Below are 22,707 nucleotides of genomic sequence, written 5' to 3' on the forward strand. Positions count from 1 at the left end.
CTCACACGCTAATGGCGGTCACCGCCGTGGGGCCCCTTCCCTCCGGAAGGAACCTGACGACCCAGCTGAACAGCCTGGTTCTTACTGTTCTCTTCGGCGATATAGAGGTGCTGTGCGACCTCGATCGTCATCTTGGCGACGTTCTTCATCCCTTTGTGCACCAGATCCACGCTCACGCCGAGCCCACTCACCGCCGGCTTGAAGGACAGCATGAACGCTTTTCCGGTGGGATCGCCGGAGCCGTAGAAATCACCGGCCGATTCGACGGAGCTCAGCACCGTCTCATGCAAACGCTTCAACCTGTCGGCCGGCCGAGTGATCAGGTATGAGTACCTGGCGATCTCGTTCGGAACACCACCGGTCACACCCATGACGAACTCCTACTCTTCGTTTCCGGTCTCATCCGAACGCCCGGCGAACCCACCGACGCGCACGCCCATCCGCTCGAACAGATCGGCCAGGTCCGGGGGCAGCGGTATCCGGTGCCTGCGTGTGTTTCCGATGTCCCGCAGCGGCGCCAGGATCTCGTCCACGGTCGTGGACATCTCCGCGTTGGCCTCCCCCACCACCTCGGTGATGGCCGCCGCGAGCTGCGCCGGAGCCATGGTGCGGTACTTGGTCGTGTTGAACTTCAGCCCGACCAGTACCCCGCGGCTGTCGACGGTGGCGCTAACCATGTGATCCGTGGACGTCGCGGTCGCCTTCCGCCGTTCGAGGCTTGCCACCGCCTCGGCCGCTCGGCTTCTTGTTTCCGCCAGACGTTCCAATGCGGCGTCCAGCTCCTCCTGAAGATGGGATTCCACGGCCCTCCCCCTTCTTGTCGGAATCACGTCCAGGCCGGCCGAGGACCGCCGGGGCCAGATCCGGTTCGGTGCCCCATACCTCCTCGTCCTCGGCGACCCATGTGGTGCGCTCGCGCTCACCGTTCTGGCCCCCGCCCATGCCTCCCATGCCGCCCATGCCCATGCCCATCCCCATTCCGGGCGGGTACATCGGAATGCCGGACGCGGCCGGCTGACCGCTCGACGCCGCGGCGGCGCTCTCCAGCGGACTGACGCCTCCGGTGCCGTACGGACCGCCGAGCTCCGAACCGACCGGATTCCCCTCCGCGTCGACCATCTGCGGTGAGACGCCCTGCACCCCGGCGTTCGGCGTCGTGCCGGTGGAGCCCCCGTTGAAGAAGGCGGATGTGGGGCCCTCGTCCGACGGGGTGAACTGCGTCGGCTGAAGCGTGCCGGGCTGGGTGAGCCGGTGGCCGTTCTTGTCGTAGGCGACGTTCGGGAGTTCGTGCCCGCTCTTGTCGTACGGATGGGCGATCGGCTGTCCGCTCCCGTCGACGAGCTGACCATGGGCGTCGTAGTGCGCTCCGGGGATCTCGTGGCCGCTCGCGTCGTAGACCGGCGGCGCCTCGATCGTGCCGCCGGGGCCGTAGTGTGACCCGCTGACGGGCTGCCCGTGGGAGTCGTAGGCCACGGGAGGAACGGGCTCCCCGTCCGGACCGACCAGGTCACCGTTCGCGTCGTAGTGCGACCCCTGGATCGGCATGCCGTCCTGGTCGTACGCGACCGGGGAGACCGGCATTCCGTCCGCACCGACGAGGTCACCGTTGGCGTCGTAGTGCGACCCGGCGATCGGCGTGCCGTCCTTGTCGTAGGCGACCGGCGGAATCGGCTTTCCGTCCGGACCGACGATCTGGCCCTTGTCGTCGTAGTGGGACCCGGCGATCGGCGTGCCGTCCTGTTTGTAGGCGGCCGCCGGGATGGACTCGCCGGTGCCGTCGACGAGGTTGCCGTTCTTGTCGTAGTGCGCGCCCGCGATGGGCATTCCGTTCGTTCCGTACGCCATCGGCGGTACGACACTGCCGTTCGGGGTGAGGACGTTGCCGTTGGAATCGATCGTGGCGTCCGGGATCTGACTCCCGTTCTGATCGTAGATACCGCCCCCGGCCGGCGTGTCATTGCCGCTGAACGTCGGGGTGTACGCGCCCGGCCCGATATTTCCTACGGAGGAGGTGTCCAGGCCTCCACCAGGCGGTGTGACATTGCCGAAATTGCCGAAGTCGTTGCCGAAACTGTTCAGACCCTGGTTGATTCCATCCCCGAAGTTGTCAACGCCGTCCCCGAACCTGCCCAGGCCATCATTGATGCCATCGCCGAGGTCGCCCAGGCCTTGGCCGAACTTGTCGAGTCCATTATTGAGATCGTTGCCGAAATCGGACAGGATCCCGTTGAGGTCTCCGATGGATCCGCCGGCGTTGTCGCCGTTCTTCGCATCGTCCTGCGCGTGCTTGTTGTTCGTGGTCATGTTGGGGTCGTGGGCACCCTGCCAATCGATCCCGTCCGGCCGCACGATGTGGGTGAGCGTCGTCGTCGCCGAAGTGTAGGCGTCTTTCAGCGTTTGATAGGCCTGCACCGCCGCCTTGTCCAGGGTCTGGGACATGTGAGCCGACCAGATGTTCTTTCCCGCCTGCTCGAGATAGGTCCAGAACGAGCCAGCCGGATTGACGTCTCCACGGTAGGTGCTCGTCGGTCCGTCCGGTCTCGCGGTCGCCGGGAAGGTGAACTCCACCTCCGGGCCGCGCTCATGATGCCTTTGCGCAACCGGCTCGTTCAAAATGGTGACGGTGTCGATCGCATGAGCGAGAGCCTCGTCCGGGTAGAAGAATCTTCCGCTCACCCACGCCTGATAGCCACTTCGCAACTGCGCCAGGGCGTCGGTGATACCGCGCTTCACCTTGTCCACGGCATTGGCCTGCAGGTTGGTCTTCTCGCTGCCGGCGCTCAACATTTCCGTTGATCCGCTGTTCATCTGGTTATAAAGCGATATCAGCGAGTGCACGAGACCATCGAGAATATGCCAGTATGTTCCGGCGGCCTGCCCGTCCCATTCGGTATCCGGCTTGGCTATCTCATCTCTCCACTGGGAGACCGTCGGTATATATCCGTGGTCCGTCACGAGATCATTGGTGAAACCGGAGAGGCCGTTGAAAGCGTCGGTCAGCGAGGCGAGACTGACCGAGCTGTTGCTCTGGTTCGCATACAGCCCGTTGATGATCTGGAGCGAGTTGTGGTGGAACTGATACCACGAGCTGTCCGACGGAACCGCGGCCACGCCGTTCTCGTCTCTGGCGTTGAAGTTGTAGCTGTCGATGAAGTCGGAGGCTATGAAGCCGAATCCATCCGTAGTCGTCGCCGGTCCGGCGGCTATCATCCGCTTGTAGTTGCGATCGTGGTGGTGACCTCGGGGCGGCGAAATCTTATAATAGGAGGAAAAGACATACTGGAACCATGGAGCCTGCAGAATCACCTTCCGACTCGGTGGAGCGGGCATCGTTCCACCACCGTCGCCCGGGTCGGAGAGGATCGCGAGCACCTGCTCCCACAGCACATCCTGGCCTGCGGCGGTAGGCGGATCGGCAAAAGTGACCTCTGGCGGCTTGGCGTCATAGGTCTTCTCGTTCTTTTCCCCCACGCGACCTCTCCCTTCAGGGAGAATTGATCCTTACGTCTGACCGTTCAGGATGATGTCTTGAAGCAGGCCTACCGCATCGCTCGCTCCGGGGATCGAGGAGTCCCCGATCTCCGGCATGTTGCTGAATATTCCAGCCAGGTCCTGCGCCGTCATCCCATTATGCTGTTCCGCATCGGAGAAGTTCTGCGCCTGCCATTTAATGTCGTCTGACATTCGTTCGAGAAAGCCATAGAACCAGTTCATCTGGTTGACGACGTCGAGCGCCGTCGCATCGAACGCGGTCTTGAACGCCTGAGCCGGAGCCCATTTAGTGTTACCGGCCAGAAGCTTCGTGTCGGTATTTCCCGAAGAGGCGGACGGCTCACCGGCCTGGCTCGATGACGGCGAATTGGACGCCCCCCTCGTCGACTCCGAATATGGAGTCCCGTTGCCCACGAATCCGACCAGGAGCTGTCTCGCCGTACTGTTGTGGACAGTATCGGCCAGAGTCTTCTGCTTCGTCTGGATGAGATTCAGATAAGCGCCGTCGATCTTGGTGATCTTGCCGTTCGCCGGATTGTCGTTCCCTTGGTTGGCGGCATTTCGCTGCCGCTCTTGCGGGGTCTCGACGTGCTCTTTGCCGGTCTTACCGTCATCGGGCTGCCCGGTCCCACCGCTGCCAGACTGCCCACCGCTGCCAGACTGCCCATCGCCGGCATGCTGCCCATCGCCGTCACCATCATGGTCAGTGCCATCGCCATCGTGGTCGGCACCGTCGCCATCGTGGTCGGCGCCCCCGTTGGACTGCCCGTCATCGTGTTGCCCGCCACTACTCGATGGAGCTGCCACCGCGGCACCGGCTCTGTCGCCGGGTTCGACCGGTTTCTGCGAGAGACCGTCGCTGCCGTCGCCGGGCTGCCCAGCCTCATCCGCCGGTGCACCCGAAACCGCAGGCGTTCCCTGGACCGCGCCGTTCGCAGGGGTGATCAGCGGCGCCTGAGTCGCACGGCCGGAGTCGAGCGGAGGGCTGGCGCTCCCACGCCGGCCCGACCCCGGGTGACCTCCACCGAGATCGTCCAGCTGCCCCTGGTCCCCGGGCTCCTCCGCGTCGCTCTCCTGGTCGCCGTAGCCCCCGTCTCCATCGGACTGGTCGGGAGAGCCCTGATCGTCCTGTCCGTCGTCATCCTCGTCATCCTCGTCATCCTCGTCATCGTCGGAGTCGATGACGAAGACCTTCTCCTTCTTGCCGTCCTTGATATCGAGCACTTCGAAATGCTTGTCGCCCACGTCGACGTCGATTATCTCGACTTCGCTCTTGCCGTGATGCAACGAGACGATCTCGACGTCGGCCGAGTCGATCTTCAGGCCGGCGGTGTGGACATCGATGTCGCCGACCTTGTCATCGTGCGTCGTCATACTCGGGATGTCATGCGCCTTCCCCGAGTGATCGTTGATGTCCAACAGATGCTCGTGGGACTTCCGGCCACCATGCGAGGAGGAGGTGCCGTCGTCGCCGATCACCGCCAGAGCCTTGTGGAGCGCCCTTCGATCATCATCGGAGAAGGCCCCGCCCTCGGCGAGAGACGCGTCTTCGGCCGGCGTGCCCCCGGACGAGGCGTCCCCCGGCGACATGTCCGACAAGGGCACGCCGGACATCATCTGGCCATCGGAGTACCCCGGCGATGCGGCGCCGCCGGTCAACCTCCTTGCGTTCGTGCCGCTCTTGCCGAGACCGTTCGTCACGGCATTGATCGCCTTCTTCGACACGTGCATGCCCGCGAGAACATCTCCGATCTCGTCGATCAGATCGCTGTTCTCCTGCTCGGCCATTTACCGCATCCGCCTCTCGGTAGAACGCTTCAGCACGCTTTTCGTCAGGACAGCCCCTGGAAGGAGTAGCTGCCCTGAAGGTCCGCGACGATGTAGTTGTTATGGATCTCCTGGGAGGCGTGATACGCCCGTATCAACGTCCCCTCCATGTCGGTTACCGCGCTGTTCCAGTTCGTCTGCGCGATCTGGTACGCGTCCTTCGCCTCGCCGACCCAGGTTTCGACCAGCGGCCGGAGGTTCGCGGTGAGTTCGTCGAGGACCTGCTGGATGTTCTTCGACTCCTGCTGGAGGGAGTCGGCGGCCTCGTTGAAGCCGGCGTGGTTGACGAAGAAGCTTCCGTCCGAGATGGCTCCCATTGGTCTACCTCCGATTACTCGCCGATTTCAGTTGCCGCCGGTCTTGGTGACTCCGGGGGTCCCGTCGAGGATTCCGTTGATCCATTGCAGGGCGTTCCTGGAGTTGTCCTGCTCGGTGTTGCTCCAGTTCTTGTCGACGCCGGCGAGTGTTTCCCGCAGGTTGTCGATGTTCTTGAGGATCTCCTGGAAGTCCTCCAGCCAGATGATGAGAGCCTTGTCGAACGACTGCGAGGCACCTCCCACCCAGTGCGACGCGAACGTTTCACGATTGTTCTGGACGTACGTACCGATGCTGCGAATCTTGTTCGCGGCCTCGTCAAGGCACACGATGCCCTTGGCCATCGAATCGGCGTCTTTGGACTGCTGCGAGGGCATGATCAGCTCTTCCTGAAGATGCAACGAGACAGCACAATTACATCAAAAATCGACCCTATGAACATAGCGCGGAAATCTAAAAAGGTCTTATAGGAGCAATCGAACTTCTTATGAGCGGGAATGTCAGCCGGACTGCCCGGGAGACGAGCCGGGCTTCTCCACCCGGCAGCCGACCGTGGGAGGAGGCGTGGTCGCGGTGGTGCCGCTCATCGCGGCGACCGGGTCGAGCCGCGGACCGGTGGGCAGCAGGTCGAGCAGGCTCACCGGCACGGGCATCGCCTGAGCCTTGTCGTATCCGAGGTTCTTCAGGGCCGTCCCGCCGTCCAGCGGGTACTTCACGCGTTCCGCCGTGACCAGGAACGTCGCGCCGGTGGCGGCATGCCCGCCGTCGGATCGCGCGTACGCGAGCACACCGTGCCCCGGCGGCACGCCGATCCGGTCGATGGCCGAGCAGGGCGGCGTGGTCTGGGCGCGTGCGGTCACCGGGAAGCCGCCGACCTCCTCATCGGCCGTGAACGCGACCGTGGTCGTGGTCGGGTCCACCCGTACGCACGGCTGCTCACCCGCGGGTACGTCCGTCACGGCCGGCGGGGTGGGCGGCAGGCCCGACGACGGATCGTTCCCGGGCGCGGTGGTCAGATGCTGCGACGCGGTGGCGGTGTCGATGGCACCGGCGCTCTTGCCTCCTCCTCCGAGCGCCACGAGGGTGGGTGTGAGCGGCATCAGACCGTCGCGGGTCAGCAGGAAGTACTGATCGGCGGAGCCCGGCCGCCGCTCGACGAACACCTGCCCGATCCTGGTGGAGGACCCGGAGAGCCGGGGACCCGCCCGGCCGGCGCCGGGCACCCGCGGAAACGCCAGGTCCGCTCCGGCGGGGATCGCGTTGACGAAGGCCGCGCCCACCGGGTACGGGTGGACCGTCGCGTACCCGAGGAGCTCCGCCGTCCTCGGCCCGTCCGGCAGCCGGAACCTCCGGTCGTGCCAGATCAGGTACTCGACGTCCCCCGGTGCGGAGACGAGCAGGCCACGGTCCATCGCCGGTGCGACGGTGGGGATCGCGACCTCCAGGGTCGACACCGGAGTGCCGTCTCCCCCGGCGGACGAGCAGACCTGCCACGCGTCGTTCCGCAGGTCCTTCGCGGCCGGTGGCCGGTCGGGCGCGCCCTCGATCCCGATGGGCGCGCCGACGGGCGTACCGGACAGCGACGTGGCCGCCACACGCCGTACGCCCAGCCTGCTTCCCATGATGAGCAACGCGCTGGTGTAGTTCGCCACCGGGCGCAGCACGCCACCGGTGTAGAGGTAACGCGCGCCGGTCTGCTTCTCGGTGACCATCGTCCCCTCCGTACGCCAGCTTTTGGCGCCGCCCGGCATGAGGAACCCGTAGATCCCGACGCCGATCACGGCGATCAGGCCGAGCACCAGTCCGATGACGAGTCCCCGCGTGGTCCGGCGTATCGGCGGGTCGGTGGCGTCCGGGTCGGCGAGCAGCAGGCCCGACGACAGCCGCGACACCACGAACATGTGGGCCTGGACCTCATCACGGCGGTTGTGCATCAGCCCCCCAGTCCGCGTGCGAAGCCGAACAGTCCGAGGTCGGCGATGAGCAGCGGGATCAGCGCGATCGCCAGGCCCGACTGCACGATGTCCGCGATGCGCCCCCAGTACGGGACGACCCGACGGCCCGGGAGCGTCCACCCGGCCATGAGCAACACCGTCGCCGCCGCGACGAGCGACAGGAGCATGCTCTGACGCGTCTGCGGCTCCCCGTTCCAGACCATGGCGAGCGGGATCACCACGGCGCCGTACGCCCCGGGCACCATGACGCTCAGCCGCTGCCAGGCGCCGGCCAGCCCGCGGCTGTGGCACAACAGCAGCGCGGCGAGGACGAGCCCGAACGTGCGAGGGGACCAGCCGTGCCCGCCGGCGAGCACCGTCATGCACGCTGCGCAGACCAGGCCGGTCATCGCGTACAGGGCGGTCATGTGCTGGTCGGCGATGGTCGTACGGGACAGCACGTCGCGGCTGGGATGCGGGTCGATGCCCTCCTGGAGCTGCTCGGCGTTGGTGGGGAGCGGCGGCAGGCGCAACCCGGACAGCCGGAACGACAGCACCGGCACGAATCCGCCGACCGCGACCGTGAGGAACGCGGCCACGCCCGCCGTCGAGGTCAGCGGCACGTCGGCGACGAGCATGACGGCACCGCCGACGGCCACGATCAGGCCCGCCGCCGCGGCGGCGAGGAAGACCGGCGCGGCGGCGGCCACCCCGGCCAGCGCGAACACGGCCGCCGCGGCGCCGGACGCGCCGGCCGCCAGCAGCCGCGCGCCGGTCAGTGCGTGGCCGGCCGTTCCGGTAGGGGCCAGTCCTCCGGCGAACGCGAAGAACGGGACCGTCGCGACGCCGAGCGCGCTGCCCGCGACGGCGTCCCCGATCGCACGCGACGCGACCGTCGCGCCGAACATCATGAGCAGTCCGACGCCGACGCCTCCGATGATGCGCGGGTCGCCGTGCTCGCGGGTCAGTACGACCAGGGCGGCGGCGATCGCGCCGAGCGCCAGGCCGAGCAGCATCCGGCGGGTGAAGCTCGGCCGCCAGGCGCTGGGGCGTTCGCGGATCCCGGTGGCCACCCCGTCGACCAGGTCGTCGAAGTGGACGGGTGGGAGCTGCTCGCGGCGCGGCCGCAGGTAGAGCGTCTCGCCGTCGCGCAGATCGAGGCTGCCGGCCGTGCCCTCCTCGTCGAGCGGCTCCGAGCCGAGCTGCTGGAGGACCCAGCCATCGTGTTCGACGCCGACCTCGCCCAGGTTCTCCCCCTCGACCGCCGCGTACGAGATGAGGGTGGGCAGCAGTTCGATCAGCGGCACGCCGGTCGGGACCGAGATCTCGAAACCGCGCTCGGGGCCGCGAATGAGCAGATGGCACAGGTCGCTCGTGGTGGTCTCGTACACGTCATGCCTCTTCCTGGTCGGGCGCGGGCAGCAGCCCGGTCTGCACCTGGATGGTCCTGCGGCGGACGAACCACTGAGCGCGTCCGGGCGGCAGAGTCCTCGGCCGGAGACCCCCGAACAGCACGCCTTCGCTCTGCGGGCACGACATCAGCAGGGCGGGGGTGTTCAGCTCGGTGAGGCGGCGGATCAGCGGGTCGCTCATGCTGCGGCTCACGCCGCCCGCGGACCGGGCGATGAGAAGATGCAGACCGATCTCCGCGCCCTGCGCGAGGACTTCGAGCAGAGGGTCGAAGGCCCCTGCGGCGCTCCCGCCGCCGCTCAGCATGTCGTAGTCGTCGCAGACGACGAACAGTTTCGGCCCTTCCCACCAGTCGCGGCGGCGCAGCCGGTCGGGCGTGATCTCGGGTCCCGGCACGCGCGCCCGCAGTGACTGCGCGGCGGCGACGATCACCTGCCGCGCCACGTCGATGGAGACGGCGTATCCGAGCTGCTGCTCCGCCGGCACCGCGTGGTAGAGCTCGCGGCGGAAGTCGATGAGCATGACCCGGGCCTCGTCGGGCGTGTAGCGCTCGACGATCGCCTGGGTGAACAGGCGCAGCAGGTTCGTCTTGCCGCTCTCGGTGTCCCCGACGACCAGCAGGTGCGGCGTGGTCTCGAAGTCGTGGCGCACCGGTCCGAGCTCGTTCTCCTCGATGCCGAACGGCACGCGCAGGTCGCCGTCGGGCTCGGGCAGGTCGGCCGCGGGCAGGATCGCCGGCAGCATGCGCACGGCAGGGGCCCGCGGGCCGTCCCATGCCCCGGCGACCCGGGCGACCAGCTCGGCGGTGCCGTCGGAGAGATCGGCGGTCGACCCGCGGCCGTCGACCCGCGGCAGCCCGGTGAGGAAGTGCAGCCGGTCTTCGCGCAGGCCGCGGCCGGGGATGCGCGGGACGGTCTGGGCGACCCGCATGTTCACCATCGAGTCCACGGCGTCGCCGAGGCGGAGTTCGAAGCGCGTGGCGATCTGGTCGCGCAACGCCGGCTGTATCTCCGACCAGCGCGGCGACGCGACCATGAGGTGGATGCCGTAGTTCAGGCCACGCGCGCCGAGCTGCGCGACGTTCTGAGAGAGATCCATGAAGTCCTGACGCAGCGTCGACCAGCCGTCCACGACGAGGAACACGTCGCCGTGCTGCTCCCCGGGCAGCCCGCCGGCGGCCAGCATGCGCCGGAACGTCGCCATCGAGTCGATGCCGCGTTCGGCGAACAGCCGCTCCCGGTGGGCGAGCAGGGTGAAGATGTCGCCGACCGTACGGTTCACGCGGTCGATGTCCAGGCGCCCGGTCACCCCGCCGACGTGCGGCAGCCCGCTGAGCGCGGTGAGCGTGCCCCCGCCGAAGTCGAGGCAGTAGAACTGCACGTCACGCGGTGAGTGGGTGACCGTCAGCGCGGTGACGAGCGTCCGCAGCAGTGTGCTCTTGCCGGACTGCGGGCCCCCCGCGATGCCCACGTGCCCGCCGGCGCCCGACAGGTCGGCCATGAGGGGGTCGCGGCGCTGGTCGAACGGCCGGTCGACGATGCCGACGGGCACCGACAGCGGCGTGGGCCACCGCCAGAAGACCGGCATGCCGGCCTCGAGGCCCAGCAGTTCGTCGAGTGTCGGCGGCACGCCGAGCGGCGGCAGCCACACCTGGTGGGCGGGCGGACCCACGCCGCGCAGGCGTCCGATCGCCACCGACAGCAGGCTGTCCGCCTCTTCCTCGGTCTCCTCCGGCTGCGGCTCCGGCTCGACCGGCCGCTGCGGCGCGACGTACCGGCTGGTGTACGGCACGAGCTTGGTCGCCGCGGTCCGGACCGCGGCGCCGCGCTTGGGCCGGTACGGGCCGGAGACGTAGGCGGCCTTGAACCGCAGCAGGGAGTCGATGTCGTTCTTCAGGAAGCCGCTGCCCGGCTGGGGCGGGAGCTGGTAGGCGTCCGGCGAGCCGAGCACGCTGCGGCTCTCCATCGCCGAGAACGTCCGCAGCGCGATCCGGTACGACAGGTGCGACTCGAGCTGGTGGATCCGGCCCTCGTCCAGCCGCTGGCTCGCCAGCAGGAGGTGTACGCCCAGCGACCGGCCGAGCCGCCCGATCATCACGAACAGGTCCATGAACTCCCGGTGCGCGGCGAGCAGCTCGCTGAACTCGTCGACCACCACGAACAGCGCGGGCAGCGGGGCCAGCGGCGTCCCCTTGGCGCGGGCGTTCTCGTACTCATGGATCGAGGAGAAGTTCCCGGCGGCGCGCAGCAGCTCCTGGCGGCGGATCAGCTCGCCGTGCAGGGCGTCCTGCATGCGGGCGACCAGCGCGACCTCCTCGGCGAGGTTCGTGATGACCGCGGACGTGTGCGGCAGCTCGTCCAGGCCCAGGAACGTCGCGCCGCCCTTGAAGTCGACGAGCACGAAGTTGAGCACCTCGGAGGAGTGGGTGAGGGCGAGTGCCAGCACCAGCGTGCGCAGCAGCTCGGACTTGCCCGACCCGGTGGCGCCGATCAACATCCCGTGCGGGCCCATCCCGCCGAGCGCCGACTCCTTGATGTCCAGCTCGACCGGCGAGCCGTCCGCGCTCATCCCGATCGGCACGCGCAGGGCCGCCCCGGGGTCGCGGCGCCGCCACAGCGCCCGCACGTCGTGCTCGCGCATGTCGTCGATGGACAGCAGCGTCGTCAGCTCGAAGTCGGCGTTGAGCGGCTCGGTGACCTCGGCGATCATGCTCATCCGGTACGGGGCGAGCAGCCGGGCCAGTGCGCTCGCACGCACCAGGCTGAGCCGGTCCGGACGGCCCAGGGGCCTGGTGGTCTCGCGGCCGTTGCGGTCCTCGCCGATCATCTCCAGGGTCCGCGGGGCGACGTCGAGGCCGAGCACGTACGGGGCGAGCTCCCAGCCGGAGGTGCCCTCGATGTCGATCACGACGGCGTTGCGGTGTCCCCCGCCTGCCGCGCGGGCCCCGGGCGGCACGTCACCGCCGTCCAGCACGATGACCGTGTACGGCTCCTCGTGGGTGGGCTCGGCCTGCGGGTCGAACCGCGGTCGCTGCCCGAACTCCTCGCCGAGCAGTTCCTCCAGTTCGACGGTGCCACGGGCGATCAACCGCACCTGCCCGGCGCCGTCCTGCTCGGTGCGGTGCAGCGCGTGCGGCAGCCACTTGAGCCACTCCCACTTCGCGCGGTTCTCATCCGAGACGCACAGCCCGATGCGCAGCTCCTCCGGAGAGTGGAAGACCGCGAGCTGGCCGAGGATCGCCCGTACCATCGCGCGGGCCGCCTCGACGTCGCCGCGCAGCCCGACCAGCGAGTATCCCTTCAGGTAGACCGCGACGGGCTGATCGGCGACCGTGCCGTACGCGCGGATGAAGCGGCGCAGCGCGTGCGAACACAGCGGCTCCAGGTCCTCCACCGGTTTGGTCTGCAGCGGGGCGAGCCGCAGCCCGAGCCGCTGCTCGCCGACCCCGATGCGCACCTCGCCGAAATCGTCGTGGGTGGTCTTGCGCTCCCACAGCCGGGACGTGCCGGCCAGGGACCACAGCACGTCGGGGCCGGGGTTCCGCCACGACTGCGCGTCGCGCTGGTCGACGACCACCTCGCGGATCCGCCGCCGCGTCTGCGACAGGTATCGCAGGTAGTCGCGCCGGGCGCCGTGGACCCGCCGCTTGCGGTCGCCGGAGGCGCGGACGAGCTGGCCGACCAGCATCGCCATCGACGACACCATCATCAGCCCGGCCGCGAGGTACGTGCCCGGGATCGACGAGCCGCCGGTGGCGGTTCCGGCGTTCGGGCGGACGAAGATGAGGATCGTCGCGGTGGAGGCCAGCGCCATCGGCAGGTACGTGAACACCGTCGACGTAGTGGCCTGCTTCTCCGGCAGGGTCGGGGGTTCCTGCAGTGTCAGCTCGCCGTTCGGCATCTCCGGACCGGGCCGTCGAGGCGGTCGGCGAAAAAGGATCCGGCTCATTCCTCACTCTTTTCGAGAGTGGACGCGGTACGCACGGCGGGCACACCGTCCGGCCGCCACCGCCGGGCCCGCCCACGCGGTACCGCCACCGCCACCGCGCCGAGCGCCGCGACGGCCGCGAGCAGCACCGCGGTGAGCCAGAGCGCGGTGCGTCCGGGCGAGCCGGCCGCGTTCGTGTGCCGTAAACGCAGCGGCGCGGCCAGGCCGGGACGGTACGGCTCGGCGACGACATCGGCGACGGCCGCGTAGGGGTCGACCGCGCCGTACCCGGCGGACGGGTGGGGCAGGACTCCCCCCGGATGGGCGGCCGTCTCCTCGAGCCGGCGCACCACCTCCACCGCGGACAGCCCCGGCCGGTAGGAGCGGACGAGGGCCGCCGTCCCGGCGACGTAGGCGGCGGCGAACGCGTCATCGGAACCGGCGAAGTTCCCCGCGCCGCCCGGCCCGACGCTCATGACCTGGTAGCCGGGGGCGAGCAGGTCGGTGCGCGCCCCGTCCGCGGGTGGTGCGCCGAGCGCGCCGCCGGGAGCGATTCCGGCCACCGACACCGCGGCCGGGTACGCGGCGGGCCACGCGCGTACCGACGATGCCGTGCTCGCCTGCACGGACGCCGGGGCCACGACCACGACGTCGTGCCGGGCGGCATCGGTCACCGCGGCCGCCAGGTCGCGGTCGTCGGCGGTGACCGACGACGCGACCACGACGACCCGGGCGCCGCCGCCCACCGCCGCCCGCAGTCCGCGGGCGAGTTCCTTCCCGGTCGTCGTCCCGTCGGGCTCGGTCGCGCGCACCGCGAGGAGCGTGGCGTCGGGCGCCGCACCGGCGAAGCCGACGCCGGGACGGCGGGACGCGGCGGCCAGCGCGGCGACGAACGTGCCGTGCCCCACACAGTCGGCGGGCTCGGTCTCGCCTCCCGCCACCGGGGTGAGGGACCGCACCCGCCCCGACAGCGCTCCGGCGTCGTCGACGCCGGTGCCGACGACGCCGATGGTGACGTCACGTCCGGTGCTGAGCGTCCACGCCCGATCCAGGCCGAGGTACACCTGCGGCCACGGCACGCGGGTGACCGTGGCGTGGGAGGGGCCGGTGCACGGGGCATCGAATCCGAGTTGCGCCGGCATCAGCGGCAGATCGGTCGCACCGGGGCTCGAGGCGGTGGCCGACGGCCGCGGTGCCGGGGTCGGCGCGGCGCCGGCCGGCCCGGCGGCCTCGCCGAGGAACACGGCCGTCGCCAGTGTCAGGGTCAGGGGGGTGGACGGGTGCCGCCGCCCCCACGACGATCGGCTCGCAGCACGCACCAGTGAAATATCGCAGACGCGGTCGAGCCCGCAGGAACATCGATAAGCGTCTCTTATACGTCCCCTATTCGCCCGGCCCGCTCATCGAGCCGTCACACGCGTCCGACCTGGTCCGGAACGCCACCCGGCAGAAGTAGCGGTGCGTATTTCCGACAAGATTCTGCATGGTGCGGACCCGGCGGAGAGGGTTGCATACGGAAGCGGCTTTCGCTATTTATCCCTCCCACGCAGCGAGGAGACGAAGGGTGCGTCCTCATACGGCAACCCCACCTCCGGAGGCATCTGACCCGCGAGGGAACGCGCCGGTGGAGACCCGCCCGTCGCGGCAGAGCGGCGCGGGCTCGGCAGGCGGTCCGCTCGGCAAGGCGTTCGACGTGGTGTTCGCCATGCCGCCCGGTGGCGCCGAGATCGGGCTCAGCGACCTGTCCCGCCGTGCGGGCCTGTCCAAGTCAACGGTGCACCGCATCCTCACCGCGCTGGTCCGCCGGGGCGTCGTCGAACGCTCCGGCACGAGCTACCGGCTCGGAGAACCGATCCTCACCCTGATGCCGCCGCGTTTCGACCGCCGGCTGGCGGTGCTCCGCGACCATCTGCTGCCCCACCTGCGGCGGCTCGCGCGAGCCACCGGCTGCCCGGTGTTCCTCGACGCGCCGTTCCACGGCGAGCTGCTGTGCCTCGAGCACATCGCCGGCAACAACCCGGCCAGGGCCGACGGCGACGGAGCTCCGGACAGCACCGAGACGGCGCGGCGTACCACCGTCGCCCGCCTGTTACTGCCGCCCCGGCCCACCCCGGGAACCGTCCCGTCCGTCTTCGGCCCCCTGGTGCTCGGCCCGGAATGCGCGGCGGCCCCCGTGGTGAGCGACGGCCGGATCGTCGCCGCCCTCTCGGTCATGTTCCCGCCGTCCTACCGTCGCGACGGTGTGCTGCACGCGCTGCACAACGTCACGCGGGCGGCGAACCGGGGTCTCGACCGCACGCTCACGGGGTGACGTAACGGTGTTCGATCCACGGCAGCTCCGCGTCCTCGCGGCGGTCGCGCACACCGGTTCGTACACCGCGGCCGCCGAGGCGCTCAGCTATACCCAGCCCGCGATCAGCTACCAGATGCGCATGCTGGAGCGGGCCGCCGGGACGGCGCTCGTCGCCCGGGCCGGCCGCGGCGTGCGGCTCACCCGGGCCGGAGCGGTCCTCGCCTCGCACGCGCACGTCGTGCTGGCCGCGCTGAAGGACGCCGAGGCCGAGCTGTCCGCCCTGGCCGGCGAGGACGTGCGGCAGGTGCGGCTGGCCGTGGGGCACGGCGGCCACGCGCGGCTGATCCCGCAGGCGGTGGCGAGCGCGCGCCGTACCGTTCCGGACCTGGAGGTGGCGCTGCGCCGGGCCGACGGGAACGCCGCCGGGAACATGCTGCGCCGGGGAGAGGTCGACATCGCCGTGGTGAGCTTCCCGGAGAACGAGCCGGCACCGGACGACGCCGGGATACAGGCGATCCGGCTGCTGACCGACGAGGTGCACATCCTGCTCCCGGCGGAGCACCCGCTGGCCGCCGCCGACTCGCTCACCCTCACCGACCTCACCGAGCAGTCGTGGGTGGTGGACGGCGACCACCGGTATCTCCTCGACGCCTGCGCGCGGGTCGGGTTCACCCCCCGGATCGGGGCGATCGTCGAGGACCAGCTGGACGTGCGGAGCCTGGTCGCCGGGGAGATCGGGATCGCCTTGGTCGACAGCCTCGGATACACCTGCGGGCCGACGCTCGTGACCCGATGGCTGCGGGACTGGCCACGCCACCAGGTGTACGCGCTGAGCTGGTCGAACTCGGCCCGAGCCGACACGATCGACGCCGTCATCGCCGCGCTGCGCACCGCCGCGGGCCGCCTGTCCCGCCACCGGGCGAACCAGCCTTCCGCTTCCCGAGCCTAGGAGTCCGCTGACGTCCCGGCCGGTCGGCTGGGAGTATTCGGGTGTGCGGGGTGAGAGCCGGTTCGATCGCGAGTCGCCGGACGCGGCGGCGTCGGCGGGGCGGAGAGTGGACAAGGGGCGGGAGGGCTCGCCGGGTCTCCGCCTGGGCGGCATCGTCATCGACGCCGTCGACCTGGACCGGCTCGCCCGGTTCTGGAGCGCGTTGCTCGATCTGCGGGTCACCCGCCGGGAGGAGGACTGGGTCAGCCTCGGTCCCGGTCTCGCGCTTCAGCGGGTACCGGAGCCCAAGATCTCCAAGAACCGCGTCCACCTGGATCTGGTCGCCGACGACTTCGCCCGAGCGGTCGTACGGGCCGCCGAACTCGGCGCCACTCCGGCCGGGGAGATGCACGAGGACCTCTGGCAGGTCTGGCGAGACCCGGAGGGCAACGAATTCTGCATCTGCGTGTCCTGACGTCAGGCCGCGCGCGTTCTCGCCGCGCGGGACCCCCGGTTCACCGGTGGCGCCACCGGTCACCGGGCATTCTCACCGGGCGTCCCGCCGGATCGGCGGGCAGTACTCCACGATCGGTTCCCGGTGCCACCAGGCGCCGGTCCGGCGGCGTTCCTCGCGGGTCGTGAAGCGGTAGAGGAACAGGCGGGCGCGTACGAAGGCGGGCGGCGCGCCGGGGAACGGGTTGCGGCGCAGCAGCCGCAGTGTCGCCCGGTCGTTCTCCAGCAGCTTCGCGACGAACCGGACGAACCACGGCTCCGCGTAACCGACGGAGAGGGCGGCGAACCACATCATCCAGTCGAGTCGCAGATGGTACGGCGCCACCTGAGGTGGACGCCGGTGGACGTCGCCGGGCTTGCCCTTGAACTCGTACTCCCTCCACACGGTCCGCGGTCCGGGCTCCGCGTCGTCCGTGCCCTCGACGATCACCTCGTACCGTCTCTTGCTGACGGAGCCGAACGCGCCGTAGGTGTTGACCAGGTGGAAGGCGTTGAAGCTGGCGTTCATCCGCGGCCGCCGCGAGACCAGGTTCCGCACCGGCCAGTAGCTGAGCGAGACGACCAGGAGCGTCACCGCCACGGCCAGGACCTGGTGCCACCGCGGCTCGGCGGCCGGACTCGGGCCGATCGACAGGTGTACGAGGTGTGCGACCGCCCGCCAGTCGACGACGGAGGCCGCCAGGAGCACGGTGATCCAGTTCAGCCACGCGAAGTTCCCCGACACGATCAGCCAGAGCTGGGTGACGATGACGATCGCCGCGGCGACCGTGGCGTACGGCTGCGGTGTGAACAGGCCGAAGGGGACGACGAGCTGCGTGACGTGGTTCGCCAGGACCTCGACGCGGTGGAGCGGCCGGGGCAGGTGGTGGAAGTACCGGCTGAGCGGGTTCGGCATCGGCTGTGTCTCGTGGTGGTAGTACAGGCACGTCAGGTCCCGCCAGCAGCGATCACCGCGGATCTTGATCAGGCCCGCGCCGAACTCCAGGCGGAACAGCAGCCAGCGCAGCAGCCACAGCACCAGCGTCGGCGGCGCCGTCCGCGCGTTGCCGAGGAAGGCGGCGAGGAGACCCGCCTCCAGCAGCAGCGACTCCCAGCCGAAGCCGTACCAGACCTGGCCCACGTTGACGATCGACAGGTACAGGAGCCACAGCACGGCCCACAGCACCATCGAGGCCCACAGCGGCACCGCGTCGGCCGCCCCGCCGGCGACCGCGGCGGCCACCGCCGCTCCCGCCCAGGCGACCGTCGCGAAGCACCGGTCCGAGTAGTGAAGGTGGAAGAGGCTCGGCGCGAGGCGGAACGGCACCCGGCGCACGTACGCGGGGATCGGCGTCAGGCCCCCGCTCCCGAGCAGCGCGCGGAACTGGTTCGCCGCGACGACGAACCCGACCAGGTACGTCAGGGCCAGCCCGCGCTGGAAGACCAGCCGGCCGGGCCCGTGCCCGGGGTCGGTGAGCCAGTGCATGGCGTGTTCCCCTCACCCCGCTCCGGTGCCGAAGACACGTCTCAACGCGGCCCGCGCCGCGTGGTAACCGCCCATGCCGTGCACGCCGGGTCCGGGCGGCGTCGCCGACGAACACAGGTAGATCGCCGGGTTCGGCGTCGCGTACGGGACACGGGCGACCGTGGGGCGGAACAGCAGCCGCAGCCGGTCGCACGCGCCGCCCGCGATGTCGCCCCCGACGTTGTTGGCGTCGTGCTCGGCGATCCGCTCGGGACCGGCGGTGCCGCGGGCGAGGACGAGGCGTCCGAACCCGGGCGCGAAGCGTTCGATCTGCCGCTCGATCGCCGCGGTCAGGTCGCCCGTCCACCCGTTCGGCACGTGCCCGTACGCCCACAGTACGTGCCGGCCGTCCGGCGCACGCGAGGGGTCGAACAGGGTCGGCTGGGCGGTGATGAGGAACGGCACGCCGGGGACGCCGCCTCCGTACGCCGACCGGAGCGCGCCGCCGATCTCCTCCATCGACGGGCCGAGATGCACGGTGCCGGCCCTGCGGCAGGCGTCGGAGGTCCACGGCACCGGTCCGGACAGCGCGTAGTCGACCTTGAAGACGGCGGGCCCGTGCCGGTACCGCCGGAGCCGTTCGGCGTACCGGCGCGGCAGCCGGTCACCGGCCATCGCCGCGAGCCGCTCGGGCATGACGTCGAGCACGTACGCGCGGGCGGCGGGCAGCTCTTCCAGGCTCCGGACGCGCCGCCCGGTGACGACCCGCCCTCCGAGAGAGTTCAGGTACGCCACCAGAGCATCGGACAGCGCCTGCGAACCGCCCTGCGGGAACGGCCAGCCGACCTCGTGGGCGGCCAGCGCGAACAGCAGCGCGACGCCGCCCGTCGCCGGCGTGCGCAGCGGCGCGATCGCGTGGGCGGCCAGGCCGGCGAACAGGCCACGGGCGTGCCGGCCCCGGAACAGGCGCGCCAGCAGCGCGGCCGGGGCCCCCGCCCGTACGCCGAACTTCACCAGCAGCAAGGGGTGAGCCGGCCACGAGGCGAGCGGGGCCCGCAGCACGTCGCCGGCGAGCGCGTCCCACCGCCCGAGGAAGGGCGCCACGAGCCGCCGGTAGACGGCCGCGTCGGCGCCGAGCGACGCGGCCGTCTCCTCGACCGACCGCGCGAGCGTCGCGGCCGACCCGTCGTCGAACGGGTGGGCGAGCGGGAGGTCCGGGTGCACCCAGCGCAGGCCGTACGCTTCGAGTGGCAGCGCACGAAGCGCCGGGGAGCCGGCGCCGAGGGGATGCACCGCCGAGCAGACGTCGTGCCGGAAGCCCGGCAGCGTCAGCTCCGCCGTCCGCGCGCCGCCGCCCGCGGTCGCCTCCGCCTCGTAGACGTGCACGGCCAGCCCGGCCCGGGCGAGCGTCACCGCCGCGGTCAGCCCGTTCGGCCCGGCCCCGACCACCACCGCGTCGACATCGGCCATGGTCCGGGCCCTGCCCCGGCGCCCCGGAATTACACCGCCGACCACGACCGCTGCGGACTCCCACCGTCACACGGAGCCGTGCGGGGGCCGAACCGCCGGGGTCACCGCGGGTTCCAGTGCGAGAACGCCTCCTGTACGTCGTGCGGGGAGCAGGCGAGGGCGGCCGGGTCGGGCTCGGCCGCCGTGACGTCGGGGAGGTGGACGATGAGGTCGTAGGCGTCGAGTGGGTTCAGGTCGACGTGGAAGGTGCCGAAGCGTTGCCGGGCTGCGGCGCGGACGGCGTCGGCGTCGGCCGGTGACAGCCTCCGCAGGTCGGTCGCGAAGGGTCCGTCGTGGCTGGCGGCCATGAGCGCGTCGAGGGTGCCGGGCTCCGGCGGCCCCATCGGGGTGAAGAGCGTGCCGGTGTAGAAGTCGGCATCGGCGTTGAGGGCCTGGCCGGCTCCCGTGGTCGTGCCGATGACGAGGTAGTCCTCGCCGAGCCGGTCGGCCAGGTGCATGCCCGCGGGTGTCGCCGTCTCCGGCATGCCGGGCAGGATGCCCGGCAGGCGCTGGATGTGACCGTTGTGGGCGGCCAGGACGATCCGGTCCTCGCGGCGCAGGATCCACTCGACGTTGTCCGCGATCGCGGCGTCGCGGTCGAACATCACCGTCGGCCGGTCGCCGCGGGCCATCGCGCGGGCGAGCGCGTCCAGGATGATCGTGAGGTGCAGCGAGCGCAGCGCGCGCTCGTACGCGCCGGCCGTGGTCCGCCGGGTGTACTCGAGGCGGCGTCCGGTCATGCGCACGGTCAGCTCGGCCAGGCCCGCGGTCAGTGCGTCCTTGGCCGCGGGCTCGAGCCGCGCGTAGGCGCCGATGGCCGTGGGGATGGAGAACGCCGATGACGCGGCGAAGACGGCGGCCGTCTCCCGGATGCCCGGATCCACCTGGTACCCGGGATCGGCCTGCGCCAGGTAGGCGATGACGGCGTCCAGGCTCGGCAGCAGGGACGCGTTGGAGCCGGACAGGTCGGCACCGTAGAAGCCGACCGGCCGTGCGGCGGTCCGGTTGTGGTGCCGCATCCACTCCAGGTGGGCGCGCATCTGGGTCCACAGTCCCATCAGTGACGTCATGCCGTTCGCCAGGACCTGGCCGAGATCGCCCTCACCGCCCCGGACCCAGTCGTCGGTCCGCCACCCTTCGGCGAATCCCGACTCCATCGCGTACGCGCCGAACCCGTGCCGCTCGACCAGATGGCGCAGGAGGCGGTGGCGGAGCCGGTAGGTCTCGGCGTTGTAGTGCGCGCTCTCGCCGATCGCCACCACCCGCGCGGCGCCGATCGCCTCGTCCAGCCACTCCAGGTCATCCAGTGGCGCATCCGGGTCCAGCGTGTGCAGCGGCATCACCGCCGAGGCGCTCAGCCGGCCGGCCGCCGTCGAGGTGCTGTCGGTCACTCGGTACCCCTTCCACCGTTCCCAATTTTGGGAATGGTACCGAATATGGGGATACTCGAGGAGTGGACGCCCTGGATCTGCTGCTGCATCCGGTACGGATGCGCATCGTCTACGCCCTGTCCGGCGGGCGGGTGCGCTCCACCGCCGATCTGTGCGCGAGCCTGCCCGAGGTCCCGAAGACCACCGTGTACCGCCATGTCGGCCTGCTCGCCGACGGTGGAGTGCTGGAGGTCGCCGACGAGCAGCGGGTCCGCGGCGCGGTGGAGCGCCACTACCGGCTGCGCCTGGACCGGCCGAGGATCGAGGCGGAGGCGGGCGCGTCGATGTCACCGGACGACCACCGCCAGGGGTTCACCGCGGCCATGGCCGTCCTCCACGCGGAGTTCGACGCCTACCTCAACCGGCCCGGCGCCGACCCGTACGCCGACCTGGTGGGCTACCGGCAGGGCGTCGTGTGGCTCAGCCGCGACGAACTGATCGAGATGCTCGGCGAGGTGCGGGCCGTCCTCGCGGCCCGCGCCGGAAACCAGCCGGCCCCCGGCCGCGGCCCCCGCCTGATGAGCCTGATCCAATTTCCGATCGACGAGTCCGGGAATTCCCCATAACCGGTCCGCAGGCTCGTGCCGCACCCGTTTCACCTGACGACGCGGCACGGCGTTCTCGTGACGCAGCACCAACGACTCGACGTCCTTGGGCGGCGCGCCGGTCAGGCGGAGTCGCGGACGATCAGCCGGCACGGGACCCGGTGCAGGCCCGGTGACGACTTTTCATCGATCGCTTCAAGGAGACGCAGGGCGGCGATGCGTCCGATCTCGGTGAGGTCCACGTCGACGGTGGTCAGCGGCGGCCGGGACGCGAGAGTCATCGCGTCCCAGTTGTCGTAACCGACGACGGCGACCTGGTCGGGCACGCGTACGCCTCGCTCACGCAGGGTGTCCGTCACTCCACGGGCGATCTGGTCGTTGCCGCAGAAGAACGCGTCGGTGTCGGGTGCCGCTCGCAGCACCGTCTCCGCCGCGCGCCGGCCCCATGCTTCGCTCCAGTCGCCGAAGTGGGCGCGGCCGGTGGCGAATCCCAGCGAGGCGTCGTTCAGCAGGCGTTCGGTGAAGCGGGCGCGGTCGGCGGCCGCCGCGTGGTGGGCCGGACCGGTGACGTGGGCGATCCTGGCACGGCCGCTGCTCAGGAGGTGCTCGACGGCCAGTCCGCAGCCCTGCTCATCGTCAGAGACGATCGAGATGTCCAGGGGGTCGGTGGAGGGAGACAGGGCGTAGACGACGGGGACGCCGTCGTGGACGCCGGGCAAAGGCGGGCGCGGGTCGGTGCGGCGGCCGGTGACGATGATGCCGTCAACCCGCCGGTCCATGAGGTTCTGCAGGTGGTGGCGTTCGCGGATGAGATCGCCGCGCGTGTCGCAGAGCAGGACCGAGATCCTGCCCGCGCCCAGGGCGTCCTCGGCGCCGAGGAGCACCGGGATGCTGAAGCGGCCGATGCCGTCCGTGGTGATCAGGCCCACGGTCCAGCTCCGGCCGGTGTGCAGGCTCTGCGCCTGCTGGTTGGGGCGGAAGTCGAGCGACTGGGCGGCGTCCTTGACCCGCCGGCGGGTCTCGGGGCGCATGCGCCCATTGCCGCTGAGGGCGCGGGAGGCCGTGCCGACGCTCACCCCTGCGAGTTCGGCCACGTCACTCAGGGTGACTCTCGCCCGGGTGGTGTTGCGACTTCGTCCC

The 22,707-nt window shown here is 70.4% G+C and carries 18 protein-coding genes; 4 read left to right on the forward strand and 14 right to left on the reverse strand.

The features are described from left to right. Positions 1-8: 8 nt before the first annotated feature. The 10 genes from ABEA10_RS12265 to ABEA10_RS12310 form a co-directional block, all read right to left on the reverse strand. Positions 9-371 (reverse strand): hypothetical protein, encoded by a 363-nt coding sequence (locus tag ABEA10_RS12265; protein WP_345461889.1) that lies wholly within the window; start codon positions 369-371, stop codon positions 9-11. 9 nt (positions 372-380) lie between these two features. Then, on the reverse strand, positions 381-725 hold the full coding sequence (locus ABEA10_RS12270; protein ID WP_329260178.1) for a YbaB/EbfC family nucleoid-associated protein: 345 nt from the start codon (positions 723-725) through the stop codon (positions 381-383). Continuing rightward, on the reverse strand, positions 670-3,471 hold the full coding sequence (locus tag ABEA10_RS12275; RefSeq protein ID WP_345461893.1) for a hypothetical protein: 2,802 nt from the start codon (positions 3,469-3,471) through the stop codon (positions 670-672). Before ABEA10_RS12275 ends, ABEA10_RS12270 begins: the two co-directional genes overlap by 56 nt. A gap of 30 nt (positions 3,472-3,501) precedes the next feature. After that, positions 3,502-5,280 (reverse strand): ICP22 family protein, encoded by a 1,779-nt coding sequence (locus ABEA10_RS12280; RefSeq protein WP_345461900.1) that lies wholly within the window; start codon positions 5,278-5,280, stop codon positions 3,502-3,504. Between the two features lie 44 nt (positions 5,281-5,324). Next, positions 5,325-5,636, reverse strand: coding sequence for a WXG100 family type VII secretion target (locus tag ABEA10_RS12285; protein WP_345461903.1), 312 nt, complete (start codon positions 5,634-5,636; stop codon positions 5,325-5,327). Positions 5,637-5,663: 27 nt separating this feature from the next. Further along, on the reverse strand, positions 5,664-6,035 hold the full coding sequence (locus ABEA10_RS12290) for a WXG100 family type VII secretion target (protein WP_329260168.1): 372 nt from the start codon (positions 6,033-6,035) through the stop codon (positions 5,664-5,666). A gap of 99 nt (positions 6,036-6,134) precedes the next feature. Further along, positions 6,135-7,568: a type VII secretion protein EccB gene (gene eccB / locus ABEA10_RS12295; RefSeq protein ID WP_345461908.1), complete on the reverse strand. Its 1,434-nt coding sequence runs from the start codon at positions 7,566-7,568 to the stop codon at positions 6,135-6,137. Further along, positions 7,568-8,959 (reverse strand): type VII secretion integral membrane protein EccD, encoded by a 1,392-nt coding sequence (eccD, locus tag ABEA10_RS12300; protein ID WP_345461911.1) that lies wholly within the window; start codon positions 8,957-8,959, stop codon positions 7,568-7,570. The genes eccB and eccD overlap by 1 nt, the downstream gene beginning before the upstream one ends. Before the next feature lies 1 nt (position 8,960). Then, the gene (gene eccCa / locus ABEA10_RS12305; protein WP_345461914.1) at positions 8,961-12,926 is read right to left on the reverse strand and encodes a type VII secretion protein EccCa; all 3,966 of its coding nucleotides are present in this window, start codon (positions 12,924-12,926) and stop codon (positions 8,961-8,963) included. Then, entirely contained in the window at positions 12,923-14,224 is a 1,302-nt protein-coding gene (locus ABEA10_RS12310) for a S8 family serine peptidase (protein WP_345461917.1), read from the reverse strand. The genes eccCa and ABEA10_RS12310 overlap by 4 nt, the downstream gene beginning before the upstream one ends. A 305-nt stretch (positions 14,225-14,529) precedes the next feature. On the opposite strand from ABEA10_RS12310, the gene ABEA10_RS12315 reads away from it, so the two are divergent. The 3 genes from ABEA10_RS12315 to ABEA10_RS12325 are packed head-to-tail and all read left to right on the forward strand — an operon-like array spanning position 14,530 to position 16,601. Further along, a complete protein-coding gene (locus ABEA10_RS12315) occupies positions 14,530-15,216 on the forward strand; it encodes a helix-turn-helix domain-containing protein (RefSeq protein WP_345461920.1) in 687 nt (228 codons plus the stop codon). A gap of 7 nt (positions 15,217-15,223) precedes the next feature. After that, positions 15,224-16,147 carry a LysR family transcriptional regulator gene (locus ABEA10_RS12320; protein WP_345461923.1) on the forward strand — a complete coding sequence of 308 codons (924 nt, stop codon included), beginning with the start codon at positions 15,224-15,226 and terminating at the stop codon, positions 16,145-16,147. Positions 16,148-16,190: 43 nt separating this feature from the next. Beyond that, on the forward strand, positions 16,191-16,601 hold the full coding sequence (locus ABEA10_RS12325; protein WP_345461926.1) for a VOC family protein: 411 nt from the start codon (positions 16,191-16,193) through the stop codon (positions 16,599-16,601). Positions 16,602-16,673: 72 nt separating this feature from the next. Here ABEA10_RS12325 and ABEA10_RS12330 read toward each other — a convergent pair whose 3' ends face one another. The 3 genes from ABEA10_RS12330 to ABEA10_RS12340 all read right to left on the reverse strand — a co-directional run bounded on the left by ABEA10_RS12330 (position 16,674) and on the right by ABEA10_RS12340 (position 20,983). Further along, a complete protein-coding gene (locus ABEA10_RS12330; RefSeq protein ID WP_345461929.1) occupies positions 16,674-18,104 on the reverse strand; it encodes a lipase maturation factor family protein in 1,431 nt (476 codons plus the stop codon). Between the two features lie 12 nt (positions 18,105-18,116). After that, positions 18,117-19,553: a phytoene desaturase family protein gene (locus ABEA10_RS12335; protein WP_345461932.1), complete on the reverse strand. Its 1,437-nt coding sequence runs from the start codon at positions 19,551-19,553 to the stop codon at positions 18,117-18,119. A gap of 101 nt (positions 19,554-19,654) precedes the next feature. Continuing rightward, positions 19,655-20,983, reverse strand: coding sequence for an erythromycin esterase family protein (locus ABEA10_RS12340; protein WP_345461935.1), 1,329 nt, complete (start codon positions 20,981-20,983; stop codon positions 19,655-19,657). A gap of 62 nt (positions 20,984-21,045) precedes the next feature. Here ABEA10_RS12340 and ABEA10_RS12345 point away from each other — a divergent pair, with 62 nt between their 5' ends. Next, positions 21,046-21,588 carry a helix-turn-helix domain-containing protein gene (locus ABEA10_RS12345; RefSeq protein ID WP_345461938.1) on the forward strand — a complete coding sequence of 181 codons (543 nt, stop codon included), beginning with the start codon at positions 21,046-21,048 and terminating at the stop codon, positions 21,586-21,588. A gap of 101 nt (positions 21,589-21,689) precedes the next feature. On the opposite strand, the gene ABEA10_RS12350 is transcribed toward ABEA10_RS12345, so the two are convergent. Then, complete coding sequence (locus ABEA10_RS12350; RefSeq protein ID WP_345461941.1) at positions 21,690-22,661, reverse strand: LacI family DNA-binding transcriptional regulator; 972 nt, start codon at positions 22,659-22,661, stop codon at positions 21,690-21,692. Positions 22,662-22,707 lie beyond the last annotated feature (46 nt).

The sequence above is a fragment of the Actinoallomurus oryzae genome, from assembly GCF_039541955.1.
In the GTDB taxonomy this organism is placed as follows: domain Bacteria; phylum Actinomycetota; class Actinomycetes; order Streptosporangiales; family Streptosporangiaceae; genus Actinoallomurus; species Actinoallomurus oryzae.